At 58.5% G+C, this 15,298-nt stretch carries 13 protein-coding genes; 3 read left to right on the forward strand and 10 right to left on the reverse strand.

Annotation, left to right across the window (positions count from 1 at the left end):
* Position 1 precedes the first annotated feature (1 nt).
* Positions 2-781, reverse strand: a complete 780-nt coding sequence (locus BN77_RS22100) for a WecB/TagA/CpsF family glycosyltransferase (protein ID WP_007536195.1) — start codon at positions 779-781, stop codon at positions 2-4.
* 272 nt (positions 782-1,053) lie between these two features.
* Here BN77_RS22100 and BN77_RS22105 point away from each other — a divergent pair, with 272 nt between their 5' ends.
* The gene (locus BN77_RS22105; RefSeq protein WP_007536197.1) at positions 1,054-2,160 is read left to right on the forward strand and encodes a glycosyltransferase; all 1,107 of its coding nucleotides are present in this window, start codon (positions 1,054-1,056) and stop codon (positions 2,158-2,160) included.
* A gap of 62 nt (positions 2,161-2,222) precedes the next feature.
* Entirely contained in the window at positions 2,223-2,435 is a 213-nt protein-coding gene (locus BN77_RS22110; protein ID WP_007536199.1) for a hypothetical protein, read from the forward strand.
* A gap of 184 nt (positions 2,436-2,619) precedes the next feature.
* Here BN77_RS22110 and BN77_RS22115 read toward each other — a convergent pair whose 3' ends face one another.
* From BN77_RS22115 to kduI, 6 genes are all read right to left on the reverse strand, one after another.
* On the reverse strand, positions 2,620-4,404 hold the full coding sequence (locus BN77_RS22115) for an ABC transporter ATP-binding protein (RefSeq protein WP_007536200.1): 1,785 nt from the start codon (positions 4,402-4,404) through the stop codon (positions 2,620-2,622).
* A gap of 61 nt (positions 4,405-4,465) precedes the next feature.
* Complete coding sequence (locus BN77_RS22120; RefSeq protein ID WP_007536202.1) at positions 4,466-5,569, reverse strand: glycosyltransferase family 2 protein; 1,104 nt, start codon at positions 5,567-5,569, stop codon at positions 4,466-4,468.
* A gap of 3 nt (positions 5,570-5,572) precedes the next feature.
* Complete coding sequence (locus BN77_RS22125; RefSeq protein ID WP_007536204.1) at positions 5,573-6,739, reverse strand: acyltransferase family protein; 1,167 nt, start codon at positions 6,737-6,739, stop codon at positions 5,573-5,575.
* Positions 6,740-7,020: 281 nt separating this feature from the next.
* A complete protein-coding gene (gene kduD, locus BN77_RS22130) occupies positions 7,021-7,773 on the reverse strand; it encodes a 2-dehydro-3-deoxy-D-gluconate 5-dehydrogenase KduD (protein WP_007536206.1) in 753 nt (250 codons plus the stop codon).
* A gap of 7 nt (positions 7,774-7,780) precedes the next feature.
* Positions 7,781-8,119: a cupin domain-containing protein gene (locus BN77_RS22135; RefSeq protein WP_007536208.1), complete on the reverse strand. Its 339-nt coding sequence runs from the start codon at positions 8,117-8,119 to the stop codon at positions 7,781-7,783.
* A 9-nt stretch (positions 8,120-8,128) separates the two neighbouring features.
* Positions 8,129-8,971: a 5-dehydro-4-deoxy-D-glucuronate isomerase gene (gene kduI / locus BN77_RS22140; RefSeq protein ID WP_007536210.1), complete on the reverse strand. Its 843-nt coding sequence runs from the start codon at positions 8,969-8,971 to the stop codon at positions 8,129-8,131.
* Positions 8,972-9,216: 245 nt separating this feature from the next.
* Here kduI and BN77_RS22145 point away from each other — a divergent pair, with 245 nt between their 5' ends.
* Positions 9,217-9,990, forward strand: coding sequence for a FadR/GntR family transcriptional regulator (locus BN77_RS22145; protein ID WP_007536212.1), 774 nt, complete (start codon positions 9,217-9,219; stop codon positions 9,988-9,990).
* A gap of 48 nt (positions 9,991-10,038) precedes the next feature.
* On the opposite strand, the gene eglC is transcribed toward BN77_RS22145, so the two are convergent.
* Genes eglC through BN77_RS22160 form a run of 3 tightly spaced genes read right to left on the reverse strand, consistent with a single transcriptional unit; the run spans position 10,039 to position 14,579 of the window.
* A complete protein-coding gene (gene eglC, locus BN77_RS22150; RefSeq protein WP_007536214.1) occupies positions 10,039-11,472 on the reverse strand; it encodes an endo-1,3-1,4-beta-glycanase EglC in 1,434 nt (477 codons plus the stop codon).
* Positions 11,473-11,529: 57 nt separating this feature from the next.
* Positions 11,530-12,837 (reverse strand): HlyD family type I secretion periplasmic adaptor subunit, encoded by a 1,308-nt coding sequence (locus BN77_RS22155; RefSeq protein WP_007536216.1) that lies wholly within the window; start codon positions 12,835-12,837, stop codon positions 11,530-11,532.
* Positions 12,834-14,579: a type I secretion system permease/ATPase gene (locus tag BN77_RS22160; protein WP_007536218.1), complete on the reverse strand. Its 1,746-nt coding sequence runs from the start codon at positions 14,577-14,579 to the stop codon at positions 12,834-12,836. The genes BN77_RS22155 and BN77_RS22160 overlap by 4 nt, the downstream gene beginning before the upstream one ends.
* Between the last annotated feature and the right edge of the window lie 719 nt (positions 14,580-15,298).

Below are 15,298 nucleotides of genomic sequence, written 5' to 3' on the forward strand. Positions count from 1 at the left end.
ATCAACGACTTGCAGAAAAAGCCCGCAGCGAATGCCGGAGCATCGCATAGATGGCGACCGGATTGGTGGTCAGGTAACGGGTCGTCAGCCGACGCGGTTCGAGGATCATGCGGTAGAGCCATTCGAGGCCCATCCTTTGCATCCAGTTGGGTGCACGCCTCTTGCTCCCGGCCAGGAAATCGAACAGACCGCCCGAGGTCTTGATCAGACCGACATTGTGCAACTTGTTGATGTTTCGAACGACGAACTGCTGCTCCAGTGGAACGCCGAAGCCGATCCAGAGAATGTCCGGCGCGGCTGCATTGATCGCCTGGACAACCGCCTCCTCCTCGGCGCGGTCGAAATAGCCATTGTGCCGGCCGGCAAAACGAAGCCCGGGATAGGCCTTGGACATGTTCTCCACCGCCCGAGCATTCACCTCTTCGCTGGCACCAAGGAAGTAGAAGCTGACGCCGGCTTCTGCCGCGCGCTCAGCCACAGCATGCACGAGATCGGTCGTGGCGACGCGCTCGGGCAGCGGTTTTGACGACGATAGCTTCGAGAAGATCACGACCGACATGCCGTCGGCATGAATCTGGTCGGCCTGACGCGTCATCGAACGAAAATTGGCATCGTGTTCGCAAAGCGCGATCACCTGACCGTTTGCCGAGGTGGAGTAGAAGGGGCGCCCGCCAGCACCTCTGCGCTCGAGCGCCAGCCGGATAAAGGCCACCGCAGAATCCTCCATGCCGGCCCGCACGATTGGCAGGCTTCCAAGCCGGTTCGTCGGCCAGTCATTCATCGAATAACTCAGACGCGCTGACGCACTACTATGTCTAGTCATTCACCCACCTTCAAAACGGGCATCCGCCAAAAACAGACACGATAGTTAGCCGTTTCGACGAGCGATCGCTGTAAAACCTCGCGGTATAGTTAACCCTCGCTGCACACGTGATGGTCGCAGGCGCTTGCTGAAGACACCGGGCCCTTCGCCTGAAATTGTAAGCCGACCTTTACGAAAAGACGGTATCAACGCTGTGTGGTGGCTGTCGCCACCTTTCAGAAGGTCCGGACATGCCGAAACGTCGCTATCTCGCACTGGTCTCCGATGCAGCCCAAACCTGCGGTGTGGAGGAGTTTGCACGGCAAACTGCTCTGCGTCTTGCTAAGCGGGTTCAGCAGCACGTGCTTGATGGCGATATGCGCCGTCTCAGCTCAGCCCTTGCCCATGCAGACGCCGCCATTCTCAACTTCCCCGTCGTGGCCTGGAAGAAAAAGCTGCTGGAGCCGATTGCCGCAGCACTCGCTACCCGGCTTTATCGGAAACAGCTCGTTATCGTGCTGCACGAATGGGACGCCCTCGATTGGAAGCGTCGCCTTGTCTTGTCCCCGGTAGTGATGCTTGCAACACGGATCCTGTTTTCAGCGCCTGAAGTGGCTGCAGAATTCGCCAGAAGCCCGCTGTCTGCCCTGTCCACCAGCCGGCGTCAGCTCATTCCCATTCCGCCGAATCTTGCCTTGCCAAGGGTGCTGCATGACGGCTCGGTTGCCCGAACGCTTGAGGCCCAGCGCAACGCCGGACGGCTGATCCTTGGACAGTTCGGCTCGATCTATCCCAAGAAGCAATCCACGGCGATCCTGGAAATTGCCGCGCGGCTGTTGACACTCGGTCACGACGTTGGCGTCGTCTTCGTCGGATCGTTCATCCGCGGTACCGATAACATCGAGCGGGATTTCTATGCACTCGCCGACAAGCTCGGTATTTCCGGTCGGGTCGCCGTGACAGGTTACGTCTCAGGCGCCGAGGAACTTTTCGGCATTTTCAGGCATGTCGACGTCTTCTGCTATCGCTTCTCCGAGGGGCTGACAGCGCGTCGGGCAAGCGTGCTGGCGGCAAGCTTTTCGGGCAAGCCCGTTGTCGTCAATGAACCGCAGCGGCGCAACGCCCTTGCCCATCACAGCCTGTTTCGCAAGCTGGTTGACGGCGGCGCAATACGCCTCGTCGACACAAAGGCCGATGCGAACACCATGGCCGACGCCGTCTTGGAAGCCAGCAGAAGCCATGTTGCACCATTTGACGTGAACGCAGAAATCGACGCCTTGTGGGGCGCCGTCATCGATACACTCGATGGCGAGAACGCGCCCCTGACCGTTCAGTCCGCCCTTTCATTTGAGGCTTAAGGAACAAAGGACTGCAAGGATCGTTTCCCTTGGTTAGCAGTTGAGCAGCGAGGCTATGCGAGATGGAAACGACGGAGGGCCGCCAGCTTGCGGAGGAATATCTCCGGCTCGGCGGGAAGCGACGCGTCAAGATCGATGATAACCAGCAAACTGTTCGCGCATGGGAGGAAGACCCCCCTGCCGCGGAACAGTTCTGGCATGAGCGTGTAGAGGGTTTGGAAGCTCGCCGCCGAAGAGAGGTCGAGTTCTTCCTGCCGTCAATCAACTCCCCGTAATCGACGAGGGAGGCGGAAGGTGACTTTGAGGCTGGCCTTGACGATCGAGCACGGCCAGCAAGCTGAACTGTCGCCGCACGTGGCCGACACTACGGCGAAGGGAAGGTCCTTGGCTGCCGCGCAGCTTGCGAGACGCATGGGTGGCAGGCCGTTGCGGCCTAAGATGCGGGCCTAAGATGCGGGCCTAAGAGGAGAGCCGATCAAGCTCGTAGAGCTGATCCATGCTCAATGTCGCGATCTCTGCGAAGGGTGTCTGGTTCTTGACACGGCCATTGTGAAGTATGACGACTTCGTCGCAGAAGGAGATAGTACTGCGGTGATGGCTGATGACGATTGTCGTGCGGCGACCGGCTCTTGATTTCAAAGTTTCGACAATTGCAGCTTCGGACAGTCCGTCCATGGCATTCGTGGCTTCGTCCAAAATGAGGATTTCCGGATCGCGAACCAGGGCCCTTGCAAGTGCGATGCGCTGTCGTTGACCTGCCGAGACAGTGGAACCCCTATAGCCGACGACCGTCTCATACCCGTCAGGTAGCTTGTCGATGAACTCGTGCGCCTCGGCAAGTTTGGCCGCGTTCATGGCTTCATCAAGCGAAGCGCTGTGGCCATAGGTAATGTTTTCCAGGATGGTACCGTCAATCAGCTCAAGGTCCTGGCTGGCGAGTGCAATTTGCTTTCGCCACTGAATGGGATCGATTTGATCGAGTGGAATGCCGTCGACCAGAATGGTCCCCGCATCAGGCTCGACAAATCGACACAGTAGATTGACGATCGTCGTTTTGCCGGCCCCTGATCGCCCAACGATTGCCGTCGAACGACCCTTACGAATGTCGAAGGTCGCCGCGCGCAGCACGACGGGTCGCGAGGCGGAACCTGGGTATTTGAATGTTACGCCCTCAAATTTAACGTGCTGGCGAAGTCCGTGAACCGGACGATCGCCCTCAGGCGGCTTCGGTTTATCAGAGGAGTCCAGGAGCCATCTGACCTCTTCCAACGAACCACTCCAGCCTTGTACCGCACTCCATGCCATTTGTAGTGCGCGGACATGTGGTTGCAGCCGATAAAGCAAGACGACGAAAGCCGCAATTATCGGAAAACTTACGCCCCAAAGCCAGGCGCCGACGACAACTGCCAAAAAGAGACCTGAATGCAGGACCTCCGTCAGTGGCGGTAATACTGCCTGGCGCGACTGCAGAACGAATCCCGCCTTTCTGACGGCATCCGACGAGGAATCGAAGATCGCCTTCTCGCGCTGTTCTTGTCCAAAGGCTCGGATGAGCCGCCCGGCGTGGACGAGATGAAGCATCTTGGCAGCGAGTTCGTTGTTGAACGACGTGACGTTGCGGCTCGGATCTTTGAGGCTGGCGGAAAGCAGCGCATGAAGAGCCTGGATCAGCACGAGCCCGAGCGCAACGCCCAGTGTCATCTGCCAGGAAAGAAGCAGGAGAAAGGCGAGCAAAATGACTGTGGCCGATGCGTTTACGATCGTCACAAGTGTGGTCTGTATTGCGTCCGAAGCCCGCCAGGATTCATTAGAGATGATATTGAGCAATCGCCCAGGGCTTTCCTGGAGGAAGAACGGGAATCCAATCGTCAAAAGCTGGTTGGCAAGAGAACTTCGCATGGCATGGCCGGCTTTGCCGTAGATCATATTGGTGAGCACGGCGTTGCCGAACGCCAATAGGTTCTTCAGCGTGATCAACCCGAGGATCGCCGCGGCAATCGCAATCAGCCTTGCGCGGTCATCCAACCCAGCCCCCACCTGCTGGAAGGCCGCTGAGAGACCTGCCATCCCCGATGGTTCCCCCTCGCCCGCGATGATACTGAGCATCGGGATAATGAGACCAATGCCGGTGCCTTCGAGGACAGCCGTGCATAATCCTAAGATGACAACAGCCGCAAGCAGGCTGACCTGCCGGCCAAGCGCCTGGCGTAATAGCCGGAAACTCAAAGGGGCGAATTCTAACATAGCTGTGACCCCAAAAAGCGGTAGGCGCGTGCGAGCGCGAATTCGCGGTTTGTCAAAGCCATCATGCAAGCCCTTGAAGCGGCTCTACCGACCTAGCTGGCACCGACTGATAATATCGTGCCATCAGATCCATGCGCCGGGTCGCACCGTCTGAGAAACGGCACAGCCACGGCGCGTAAGTAGCGGACCGAAGGCCGTATCGCTCCCGGCGCCGGATGAGCTGCCACTTTCCCGTCAGCGTGAGAAATGCATGTGTGAGCTCCGGCCGTTGCTCATCAATGATGAGTTGATACAGGAAATAGAAGAAACACAAGGCACCGTGCGCATAGCTCAAGGACGACGGGCCTGCTTGCTCGGCGATTTTTCTTTCGATCGCGAGAATGCAAGTGGCAGCGCGGCGCACCGTCTCGGGGGTGACTGCGACGCCGATCTCATGAAGGGCACCGGGATCCTCGCAAAGAGACTCCCGTTCAAGGTTTTCGGCGACGATCTTCAGATGCGTTTGGCGCATTTGCCGCTTATGCCGGCTTGAGACACTGTCGCTGTGGATACGGTAGGCAACGAGGCTCTCATCGATCATCGCCGCTGGAAATCGTCGCGCAATGCGTCCGAAGAGATCGAAATCCTCGGCATGGACGTAGCCATCGTCATAGACCAGCATGTCGTCAGGAATGACGTTGCGGTTATACATCACCGTCGAGTGCAGGAAGATCGTAAAGAACATCGACAAGATATGCCAATCGCCTGTTTGATAGATCGGATTTGGCCGACCGCGGACCACCCGATTGCCAAGAAGCTGGTCTATACCGGTCCCACTGATTGCGAGCTGAGGCTGCTTGGCAAAGAGCCCGACCTGGCGCGAGAAACGGGAAGGATAGGAAATATCGTCTGCGTCCATCCTGGCGATAAGGTCGCCCCTCGCCAGGGCGATGCCCTCGTTCAAAGTCGCAATCAATCCACGATTTTCCCGTGAAACGATACGAATGCGATCATCGGCACTTCGATACCGCTGCAGGATGCCTAGCGAGCCATCGGTCGACCCGTCGTCAAGCGCAATAATTTCAAAGCGCCCGTAGTCCTGGCGCAGAATGCTTTCGAGTGCGGCACCGACATGGGGTTCACCATTGTAGACTGGCAGCACGACGGAGATCAGCGGAACAGACATCCTTCAGCTCCCATGTTCATCGCGGTTGGCATAGCTGGGTTGATAGGCTGAAGCATCGTACTCTCGCCCGGCGGCCTTGTTCGGCCGGGTCGACGGCAACACATCTGTCCTCGCGGAGCTGACATAGGGAAAGTAGCGCTTGAGCTTGTTGAGCGGCTTCTCGAATGCCAGCCAGGAAATCGAAGCAAGCATCAATGTGGCCGTGGTCGCAATCACAAACCGACCCGGTCCCTGCTCCGAGACGTTGATCGGGATTGAGGACTGCGCCTTGACGACCAGCGACAGCACAACTGGGTGAAACAGATAGACGCCGTAACTCATACGTCCGATCGCGGTCATCGACCGCTGTTCCAAGATTCGGCCGAATGCTCCGCGCACGCCAGAAGAACAGCATCCGACCAGCACCACGAGTGGCAGGAGAGGAAAAACCTCAGCACCAATCCACGTCAACCACTCCAGGACGGGTGTCATCGGCACTGACTTCAACCAGAGCGCGGTCATGGCGGCGATCGTCAAAGGGACAACACTTAGTCCAATCCATGCCGGCCAGCTCTCAGTTCTTCTCCGGTGGACGGCAAGAAGGGAACCGGCCACCAGCGCATCCACCGACGCTGGAGGAAGAAGGTCGCGGGCAAGAGCTGGTGTGCCTGTAAATGGCCAATAGAAGCGATAGGCGAGCGACAACGCTAAGACAGCGACGCTGATCGGTGCAATCAACCGGCGCGGGGCCAAGAACATCACCAGCGGCCAGGCGATATAGAACTGTTCCTCGATGCTCAAACTCCAGGTGTGACACAACACCCAGGGCGTCCACTCGTTACGAAGCGCATACCAGAAGTTCGATAGATATAGCGCGTGCCACTTGAGGTTGCCTCTGGCGCCTTCAAGGTTGACGAACCAGATGAAGCCCAACATCGCGAAGTAAGGAGGAAATATGCGCAGTGCGCGGCGAACGTAAAACGCCTTCAGCGCGGCCCCCGACTGAAAGCCGACGGAAAAACGCGCGTCCAGCAGGAGCCGGGTTATCAGGAAACCGCTCAGGACAAAGAACAGCCGGACGCCGAGATGACCCAGAACTGATCCGTTGACCGCAAAGAAATGGTGGTAGAGGACCATTGAGACGGCGACTGTCCGAAGGCCGTCCAGTTGCCGGTCGCGTGCATAAGACATTGATCCCCTCAGCCGATTGGGACACGCTCCTTGTGAGAGCATGTCCCGATGGCATTCTTGCAGCTAATGTTGCTGCTGATTGTTCCGCCCCGGACGAGACGGACTGAAGTATCGACGCGGGGTGAAAAATTCCGACGGATTCGGGCCAAACTGTGACCCCCGGCACATGGTCAGACTTTAGTCCGATGTCTCAGCGCAAACATATTCGGCCGCTCGACAGCGCTTGCCATTCCAATTCTCTCGATCGGCACAAGTGAAAATCTGCCCGTTGGCCTTTGCGCTCAGCGCGCCAGCCATCCACCATCGACCGGCAGGACGATGCCGTGGACGTAATCGGATGCCTGCGATGCAAGGAAGACGGCCGCACCGCCGAGGTCTGCGGGATCGCCCCAATGGCCGGCCGGGATACGAGAAAGGATGCTGGCACTCCGATCAGGATCCTCACGCAACGCCGTGGTGTTGTTGGTCACAAAATAGCCTGGCGCAATGGCATTGACATTTATTCCCTTGGCGGCCCATTCGCAAGCTAGCAACCGGGTCAATCCGGCAAGTCCGCTCTTCGAGGCAGTGTAGGAAGGAATGCGGATGCCGCCCTGGAAGGACAACAGGGAGGCGATGTTGATGATTTTGCCGGTGCCTCTTTCCAGCATATGCCGGGCGGCAGCCTGCGACAGGAAGAAGACGCTCTTCAGATTGACGTCCATGACTTCATCCCAATCGGCTTCCGTGAAGTCGATGGCGTCGGCGCGGCGGATGATGCCGGCATTGTTGACCAGGATGTCGAGCTTGCCGAAGGTTGCCACTGCTTCGTCGACGATTGCCTTTAGCGGCTCGATCGAGCCGAGATCGGCCTTGATTGCGTAAAAGCCTGCGCCGGTCTTGCGAACCGCAGCTTCCGTTTCGTCCATCGACGAGCGCCCGACGGCAACGATTTTGGCACCGGCAGCCGCCAAGGCGATGGCGATCGCCTGGCCAATTCCGGTATTGGCACCGGTGACAATCGCCACCTGGCCGGATAGGTCGAACATGGTCATGACAGGCTCACTTCAAGAACTCGGCGCGATGTGGGGTGAAGCTATCGATTAGCCGGCCCTTTTCCAACGCCTTGACCCCGTGCACGAGATTGGAAGGAACGATGAAGCTTGCGCCCTGCCGCAGGGTTTCGGTCCGACCATCAATCGTTACCTCGAAACTGCCTTCCGCCACGTAGCTTGCCTGGATATGCGGGTGCGAATGCTCAGCACCGACAGCATTCTTCTCGAAGGCAACCTCCACCATCATCATCTCGGGCAGATAGGTCATGATCCGGCGGCTTACCCCAGGCTCCGGGTTGACCCACTTGGCATCGTCGACCGATACGAAAAGATCACTTGCTGTCATCGCGCTTCCTCACTTCAGATCTTCGATGGGGACGAGATCGACGTCGGTGTAGTCGATATTATCGCCGGCCATTGCCCAGATGAACGTATAACTCGACGTGCCCGCCCCCGCATGGATCGACCAGCCCGGCGATAGAACAGCCTCCTCGTTCTTGACGATCAGGTGGCGGGTCTCCTCAGGCTCGCCCATAAGATGCAGGACGCGGGCCTTTTCCGGCAGATCGAAGTAAAGATAGACCTCCATGCGCCGATCGTGCACATGGCAAGGCATGGTGTTCCACACCGAGCCTGCCGCAAGCGTCGTCATGCCGACAACGAGCTGGCAAGTCCTGGCGCCTTCCGGATGGATGAACTGAAAGATAGAGCGCTGATTGCTGGTCGCCTGGGCGCCGAGATCGATCCGCTTGGCATCGGCGATACCGATGTGTTTCGCAGGATGATGGGCGTGCGCCGGGGCGCTCAGCAGATAGAATTTCGCGGGCTGCGCCAAGGCAACGGATTGGAACGCTACTGTACTGCCCATCCCGGCATAGACCATGTCGCGCGTACCGGTGCGAAACTCCTCGCCGTCGATAGTAACGATACCCGCACCGCCAATGTTGACCGCGATCAGCTCACGCCGGGCAAGAAGCGTGTCGGTGCCGGCAGGCTTGATCGTTTCTAGCGCCAGGGAACCAGACATCGGCATCGCACCGCCGACGATCATGCGGTCGTAATTGGTGTAATGGAGCTGAATGCGCCCGGGCACGAAGAGCGGCGGTAACAGGAAATTCTCGCGCAGCTCGGCCGTGCTGCATCTTGCTGCCGTCTTCGGATCGATTGCGAAGCGGTTGGTAAAATCGGTGTGGTTCATCATGCCCCTCACAGAAGCTCTCATCGGCAAGTCATCATACATATTGATCACAGCATGGCAACACATGGCGTCAACCACGATCTAGAGATGATTCTGATCAAATGCCTGGTAGGAATTGATATTTTTCGGATTGAATTGAAGCTCCTTTCCATCCTGCCGTTTTTGTATGATAACTTTTGGCGAGAGTTGTCTTAGTAACCCGCTCGGTATATGCTTACGCATCATTCACGGACGTGACGACACCCTTGAACCCCGAGCCCCCACCGGTCGATCTCAATCCATCCCGAAAGCAAAAGCTCTCCGAACGTATTGCCAGTTCGCTTCGTCAGGATTTCCTCTCGGGCCAAATCGCCCTTGGCCAGAAGCTGCCGACAGAGACCCAACTCGCAGGGACCTTCGACGTCAGCAGAACAGTCATTCGCGAAGCAATCGCCGCCCTCGTTGCCGACGGGTTGCTTGAAACGAGGCAAGGCGCAGGCATCTTCGTGATCGGCCATCAGTCATCTGTTCCGATCTTAAGGCAGGATAGATCAGGCAACATATCGCATGCTCTGAACGTGCTGGAAGTTCGCATTGCGCTTGAAGCTGAAAGTGCGGCGCTGGCGGCAACCCGCAGAAATGCGTCTCAGGAAGCGCAGATCCAGGAGAGCTTTTTCGAATTCGATCGCCTCCTGCAGCTAGGCAAGCCGACGGGCCAGGCTGACTTTGCCTTCCACCGCTCCATTGCCGAGGCCACCAATAATCCTTTCTATGTCGAAGTTCTCGATGCGCTCGGCGAGCGTACAATCCCTTGCGACGTCAATTCTCCCTATGCGACCGAGGATGTGCTCTCGTTTCACTACCAGGCCGGCTTACAGCGGGAGCATCTCGCCATACTCAATGCAATTTCGGCAGGCGACGACGCCGGGGCGCGCGCTGCCATGCGCGCTCATCTCTCGGCGAGCCAGGAACGATATCGCGAACGCCTGCGCGATCGGCGAGCGCGATATCAAAGCGATGTCAACAAATCTAGCGGTTAGCACTGCTCGAACGGCTCGGATCGAATGACATCTTGCGATCACGGCCCATCAAATGTGCCAATCGCTTGCAGTGGCTTCGGTGGCCGCGTGCACCGGACTGTCGGCCAGCGCATAGGCCCTGATGTAGTCGATGTGCATTTCCGAACCGTTCGCCAGACCATTCGACGGCGTCCCCGCAGCCCCACCGACAGCGAGGTTCACCAGCATGTACATGGGATTGTGCATATCCTCTGGCGTGTCCGTCTGCGCGACGGCCACATCGTCGAAATACCAGGTAATATGATCCTCGTCCCAGAGGACGCCATAGTTGTGGAAGCCATCAGTGCTTGGAACCTTGACGGGGAAGGACGTCATGGTATGCGCGCCACCATGGTCGCTGTGGACCGTCACATTGACGGTGTTCGGGTCCTGCCCGCGCATCTCGACGACATCGAGTTCTGGCGGCCAGGATCCGTCCTCCGGAAGCAGCCAGAAGGCCGGCCAGACGCCCTGCTCTGTCGGCATGTCGGCGCGGATTTCGAAATAGCCATAGGTCTGGGCAAAAGAGGAATGGGTGTTCAGGAGCCCCGACGTGTAGTGATAGCCGTCGATCTGCGATTGGATCGCCTGCGAGGCGGGTTCTGCCGAAATTGTCAATACTCCGTTGCTGACGGAGAACGGATTTGCCGATGCGGTCGGCGCATAAGAGGGATTGATGTACCACTGAAGCTCGCCATTGCCAGTCAGCGAACTGCCCCGTTCCGGCGCCCACCAGAATTTCGCGTCCCACGTTCCTTGATCGCCATTGCGCAAAGACAGACCATTGAACTCGTCGTCGAAGGTGAGCGCCAGATTTGAACGGTCGAGTGTCAACTGGAACTGGCTGGCCTGTAAATCCGATGCCGCCGTGTTGGCGAAGACGAGGCTCTCGCCACCACCGAGGTCCAGCCGCAGATTGGCGCCCTCCTGAGTGGTATGGGCCAGAACCTGCTCGAAGGACGAGAAGCCATAGCTGTTCAGCCGGACGGTATCGTCGCTGCTGAAATCGACGATTAGATCGCTCCCGTGGCCTCGGGTGAAGATGAATGTATCCGCCCCGCCTCCACCGATCAGCACGTCATTGCCAGCGCCGCCGTCGATCGTCTGCCGTCCAGAGGCTCCCGAGATGATGTTATCCTGCGAGTTGCCAAAAGCATAACGCCCGTTACCTGTTACTGTGAGGTTTTCGAAGTTCTCAGGTAACGTATAGCTCATCCAGGTGTTGATCGTATCGACCCCGGCGCCGGGTTCTTCTACTGCGCGGTTGATGCTGGAATAGAGATAGTAGATGTCATCGCCTGTTCCCCCGTGCATGGTCACGTTGACGGAACTGTCACCCCATATGGAATCGTTGCCAGATGTGCCGTTCAGCACCGGGCCGGACCCGGTCGCGGAGAACCATGCGGTTGAGGCGCCACTGTAAAACAGCGGTTGGCCGACGGCGTTTTGTATTGACTTTGCCATTATCAACTCCTTCGGGTTTTGATGGATCTCAACGTCTTCCTCCTCCTGCGCCTGTAGCTACTCCTCCCGAAATGCACGGGCCAACTGGTCCGTAAACGGCTTTGCGAGATAGCCGAGCGCCGTGCGCTCGCCCGTCTCGATGAAGGCTTCAACCGGCATCCCGGCAACCGGAGCCAGCGGCCCAAGTCTTTGCCATTCGCTCTCGGGCACTGCGACGCGAAGCGTGTAAAAGGATTGACCGGAATGTGCGTCTGTTGTCAGATCCGCGGAGATAGATTGAACGCGTCCCCTCAGTTCAGGCGTGGTCCTGTAACTGAACGCGGTAAACCGCAGGCTGACTTCCTTGCCGATAGCGACCTCGTCGACGTCCTGTGGCGACAGCTTCAGCTCAGGTGTGAGCACGTCATGATCGGGGACGATCTGCATGATGGCCTCGGCAGGCGCGATTACGGCTCCCGATGCGTGGACGGCGAGCTGATGGACAATACCGTCTTGCGGTGCCCTGATGTCGACGTGCCGGAGCTCGTCCTCCATCGCAACGCGCCGCTCCGCATATTCGCCGCTGTCGCCTTCGGCCTGCCTGAGCTGCTCGGACACCTCGCTTCGGTGATCGTCGCCCACCTGGATAATCTGCAACTCGGTTTCGGCAATCTTTCCTTTGATCTCGGCTGTCGAGGCAACCAGACTGCCGAGTTCCCCCGTCAAATCCGCTGCATCGCGCTGCAGGGCGTAGACGCGTGTCGCGGGAATGGCTCCTTGCCGAAGCAACGGCTCCAGGCTTGCAAGTTCCTTGTCGATGATCCCGATTGCCCGACGCTTACCGTCCTGCTGCGCCGACAGACCCTCGCCCTGTTGCTCGAGCTGACGAACGCGTTCGCGCAGTTGCGCCGTCCTTCCGTCGAGAGATGCGCGACGGTCATAAAACAGCCGCTGCTCGGCGGCTATGAGGGCCGCGGTCTGAGCGGCATCGGTGCCGCTGATAGCAGCCGGAAACAGGATGGCATCGCGGCCGTCGCGTTCTGCCTTGAGCCTCGCGGACCGAGCCGTGAGTTCCCTCAGCCGCTGCGATATGATCGCGAGATTGGCCTTTGTCTGCGTGTCGTCGAGATGGACGAGAATCTGGCCGGCCGTGACGCGATCGCCGTTGCGGACGAAAACCTGCCCCACCGTGCCGCCCTTCTGATGCTTCACCGGTTTGACGTAGCTGTCGACGACGAGCATGCCCTGTGCGATCACAGCGCCGTTGATACGGATCGCCGAGGCCAGTCCGCCAAGAACGCCGACGAGGAGGATCCCGGTGGTAAGGGCAAGCAGAGTAAGACGGCGGATCGCCCTTTCTGTCGATGTTGCGGCGGCTTTGATCATGACGATGCTCCGTCGCCGGCGCGCAACAGTCGGACGAACGAACCGGTGGCCACTGCCGGCTTTGGTCCTGTCTTGAGAACAGCACCCTTCGGACCGAAGGCCTTGGCGCGGCCGCCTTCGAGAACCAGGACCTTATCGACGACAGAAAGTGCGCTCTGCCGGTGGGCGATGATCAACACCACTCCCTGGCGCGAGCGAATACCCTCGATCGCCTGCGCGAGTGCCAGCTCACCTGAAACGTCAAGATTGGAATTCGGTTCGTCGAGCACGACAAGGAACGGATCGTCATAAAGTGCCCTCGCCAACCCGATGCGCTGCCGCTGGCCCGCCGACAGCGCCACTCCCTGCTCGCCGATCCGCGTGTCGAAACCATCAGAAAAGCCCACAATCATATCGTAGACGCCCGCCGCCCGGGCAGCGGCAATGATCAACTCCGAAGAAGCTTGCGGATCGAAGCGGGCGATGTTGTCGGCGATCGTTCCCTCAAACAACGATACCTCCTGTGGCAGGTAACCGATGTGACGGCCAAGCGCTGCCGGCGTCCATTGTGAAAGCGACGCTCCATCCAGCCTGATATCTCCGCCAAAGGCTGACCATAGGCCAACGACACCCCGCGCCAACGAAGACTTGCCAGAGGCACTCGGACCGATGATGCCGACTGCTTCACCTGCTTTGACCTCGAAAGATACGCCGCGAATGATCGGTATTTTTGAGCCCGGAGCTCCGAGGTGAAGGTTCTCAACCGTCAGTGATTGCCGAGGCGCCGGCAGCGCGACCTCGCGCGGCGTCTCGTCAGAGAGCCGGATTTCGCGGTCCAGCCGAGACCAGGCCTGGCGCGCAGCTGCAAATCCTCGCCAATGTGCAATGGCAAGTTCGATCGGGGCGAGCGCGCGGCTAACGAGAATGGAGCTCGCAATCATGATGCCACCGGTCGCTTCCTGGCGAATGACCAGTATGGCGCCAACCGCCAGCACGGCGGACTGCAGCAACATGCGCATGGTCCGCGACAGCGTCGAAAGGGAGTTGACGAGAGTAGCGGTGCGCAAGTGACTGTCGAGGTGGCGTTGGTTGACCTTAGCCCAACGGGTCGAAAGGGCCGCAGCAAAACCCATCGCGACCACCGCTTCGGAGTTGCGCCTCGCGGTTTCGGCAAATGCCATTCGCTCAGCCAGGATCGTGACCGTCTCTCTCGTCGGTTGGCGCGACGTGAGCTCGGCAAGCAGTGCGAGACCGGTCAGGATTAAAGCCCCAGCTGCGGCCGTGGCACCGATCCAGTGGTGAAACAGGAAACAGAGCCCAAGATAGAACGGCATCCAGGGCAGATCGAACAACGCTCCTGGGCCCGGACCGGATAGAAACCCACGAACTGTATCGATATCGCGGATCGTCTGCAGACCATCACCGGGTGACGGTTTGCGCGATGCAGACAGCGCGACCGAGAGAAAGGCCCGTCCTGAGAACCGCTCGTCCACCGCCCGTCCGATCTGCCCCAGAAGCAGAGATCGCGTGAGATCAAGCAGCCACTGGAAGCCAAAGAGGGTTACAACGATGACGATCAAACCGATGAGTGTCGGCAAGCTGCGGCTGGGAATGACGCGATCATAGACTTGCAGCATGAAAAACGAACCGGTGAGCGCCAGGATATTGACGAGGCAACTGGTCACCCCAAGCCCGAGAGCGCCAACGCGCAACGACGAGACGAGGCCAAAGAAAGAGCGCGGCTGAGAAAGGGCTTCCGACAAATGGGCTCCTTGTGGCTAGCGCAGACGCACCATTGCCGAAGCGCTGGTCGTCGGAGAAAAAATAGTCATCGCTGCCTAGACTGAGCCAAAAGTGACCGGCTGACGACCGCAAACATCAGCATCTGTTTCACTAAGCGCTAAACCGCCAAACCAGGGGTTAAGCGCGAAGTCACGTACCAGTCACGACGTTAATCAACTGTCTTTTTCCGAGTGAAGGAATGTAATTGCTGCCCAACCGATCAGTACTATGGGGCGCACTTCAGGAAGAGAATTAAATAACGGTTGCTTTTGCGCTTGGATTTGCATTTCGAACTAAGGTTTCGAGGCCTCGCAAGTCTCGTCGGCAGCGATCTCGCTCAAATGAGGTGCTCGATGCAGCGGATCGCCGAGCAACAAACGTCAACACCCAGCGATCATACAAATTCAGCAGCGTTGAATAAGTATCACACAGTATCGCGAAGCCTTCGACTAGCAATTGTTGGCTGCCGAACGGACAGCCGGTTGAGACTTTGCTTGGGAAAGAGCCCGACAAATACCACCGATTTGTGCCCCACGAGTTGGAACGACGACCCCGCAAGGCCATTCCGGCGGCCTCCAGAGTGGCGGTGGCTCAACCGCGGCGCCACGCCCAGCTTGAGCGCCGGACGAAGAAGAGCTTTACCAGATAGTCCGACCGGTAACCCCGTGTGACCGTGCAGTGATGATGTTGCCGGATCTGC

The organism is Rhizobium mesoamericanum STM3625 (genome assembly GCF_000312665.1).
Classification (GTDB): Bacteria; Pseudomonadota; Alphaproteobacteria; order Rhizobiales; family Rhizobiaceae; genus Rhizobium; species Rhizobium mesoamericanum.

What these genes read in the sequence shown, in the direction of transcription:
- BN77_RS22100 (WP_007536195.1), bottom strand. Translation starts at nt 781, where the DNA reads ATGAATGACTGGCCGACGAACCGGCTTGGAAGCCTGCCAATCGTGCGG.
- BN77_RS22105 (WP_007536197.1), top strand. Translation starts at nt 1,054, where the DNA reads ATGCCGAAACGTCGCTATCTCGCACTGGTCTCCGATGCAGCCCAAACC.
- BN77_RS22110 (WP_007536199.1), top strand. Translation starts at nt 2,223, where the DNA reads ATGGAAACGACGGAGGGCCGCCAGCTTGCGGAGGAATATCTCCGGCTC.
- BN77_RS22115 (WP_007536200.1), bottom strand. Translation starts at nt 4,404, where the DNA reads ATGTTAGAATTCGCCCCTTTGAGTTTCCGGCTATTACGCCAGGCGCTT.
- BN77_RS22120 (WP_007536202.1), bottom strand. Translation starts at nt 5,569, where the DNA reads ATGTCTGTTCCGCTGATCTCCGTCGTGCTGCCAGTCTACAATGGTGAA.
- BN77_RS22125 (WP_007536204.1), bottom strand. Translation starts at nt 6,739, where the DNA reads ATGTCTTATGCACGCGACCGGCAACTGGACGGCCTTCGGACAGTCGCC.
- kduD (WP_007536206.1), bottom strand. Translation starts at nt 7,773, where the DNA reads ATGACCATGTTCGACCTATCCGGCCAGGTGGCGATTGTCACCGGTGCC.
- BN77_RS22135 (WP_007536208.1), bottom strand. Translation starts at nt 8,119, where the DNA reads ATGACAGCAAGTGATCTTTTCGTATCGGTCGACGATGCCAAGTGGGTC.
- kduI (WP_007536210.1), bottom strand. Translation starts at nt 8,971, where the DNA reads ATGAACCACACCGATTTTACCAACCGCTTCGCAATCGATCCGAAGACG.
- eglC (WP_007536214.1), bottom strand. Translation starts at nt 11,472, where the DNA reads ATGGCAAAGTCAATACAAAACGCCGTCGGCCAACCGCTGTTTTACAGT.
- BN77_RS22155 (WP_007536216.1), bottom strand. Translation starts at nt 12,837, where the DNA reads ATGATCAAAGCCGCCGCAACATCGACAGAAAGGGCGATCCGCCGTCTT.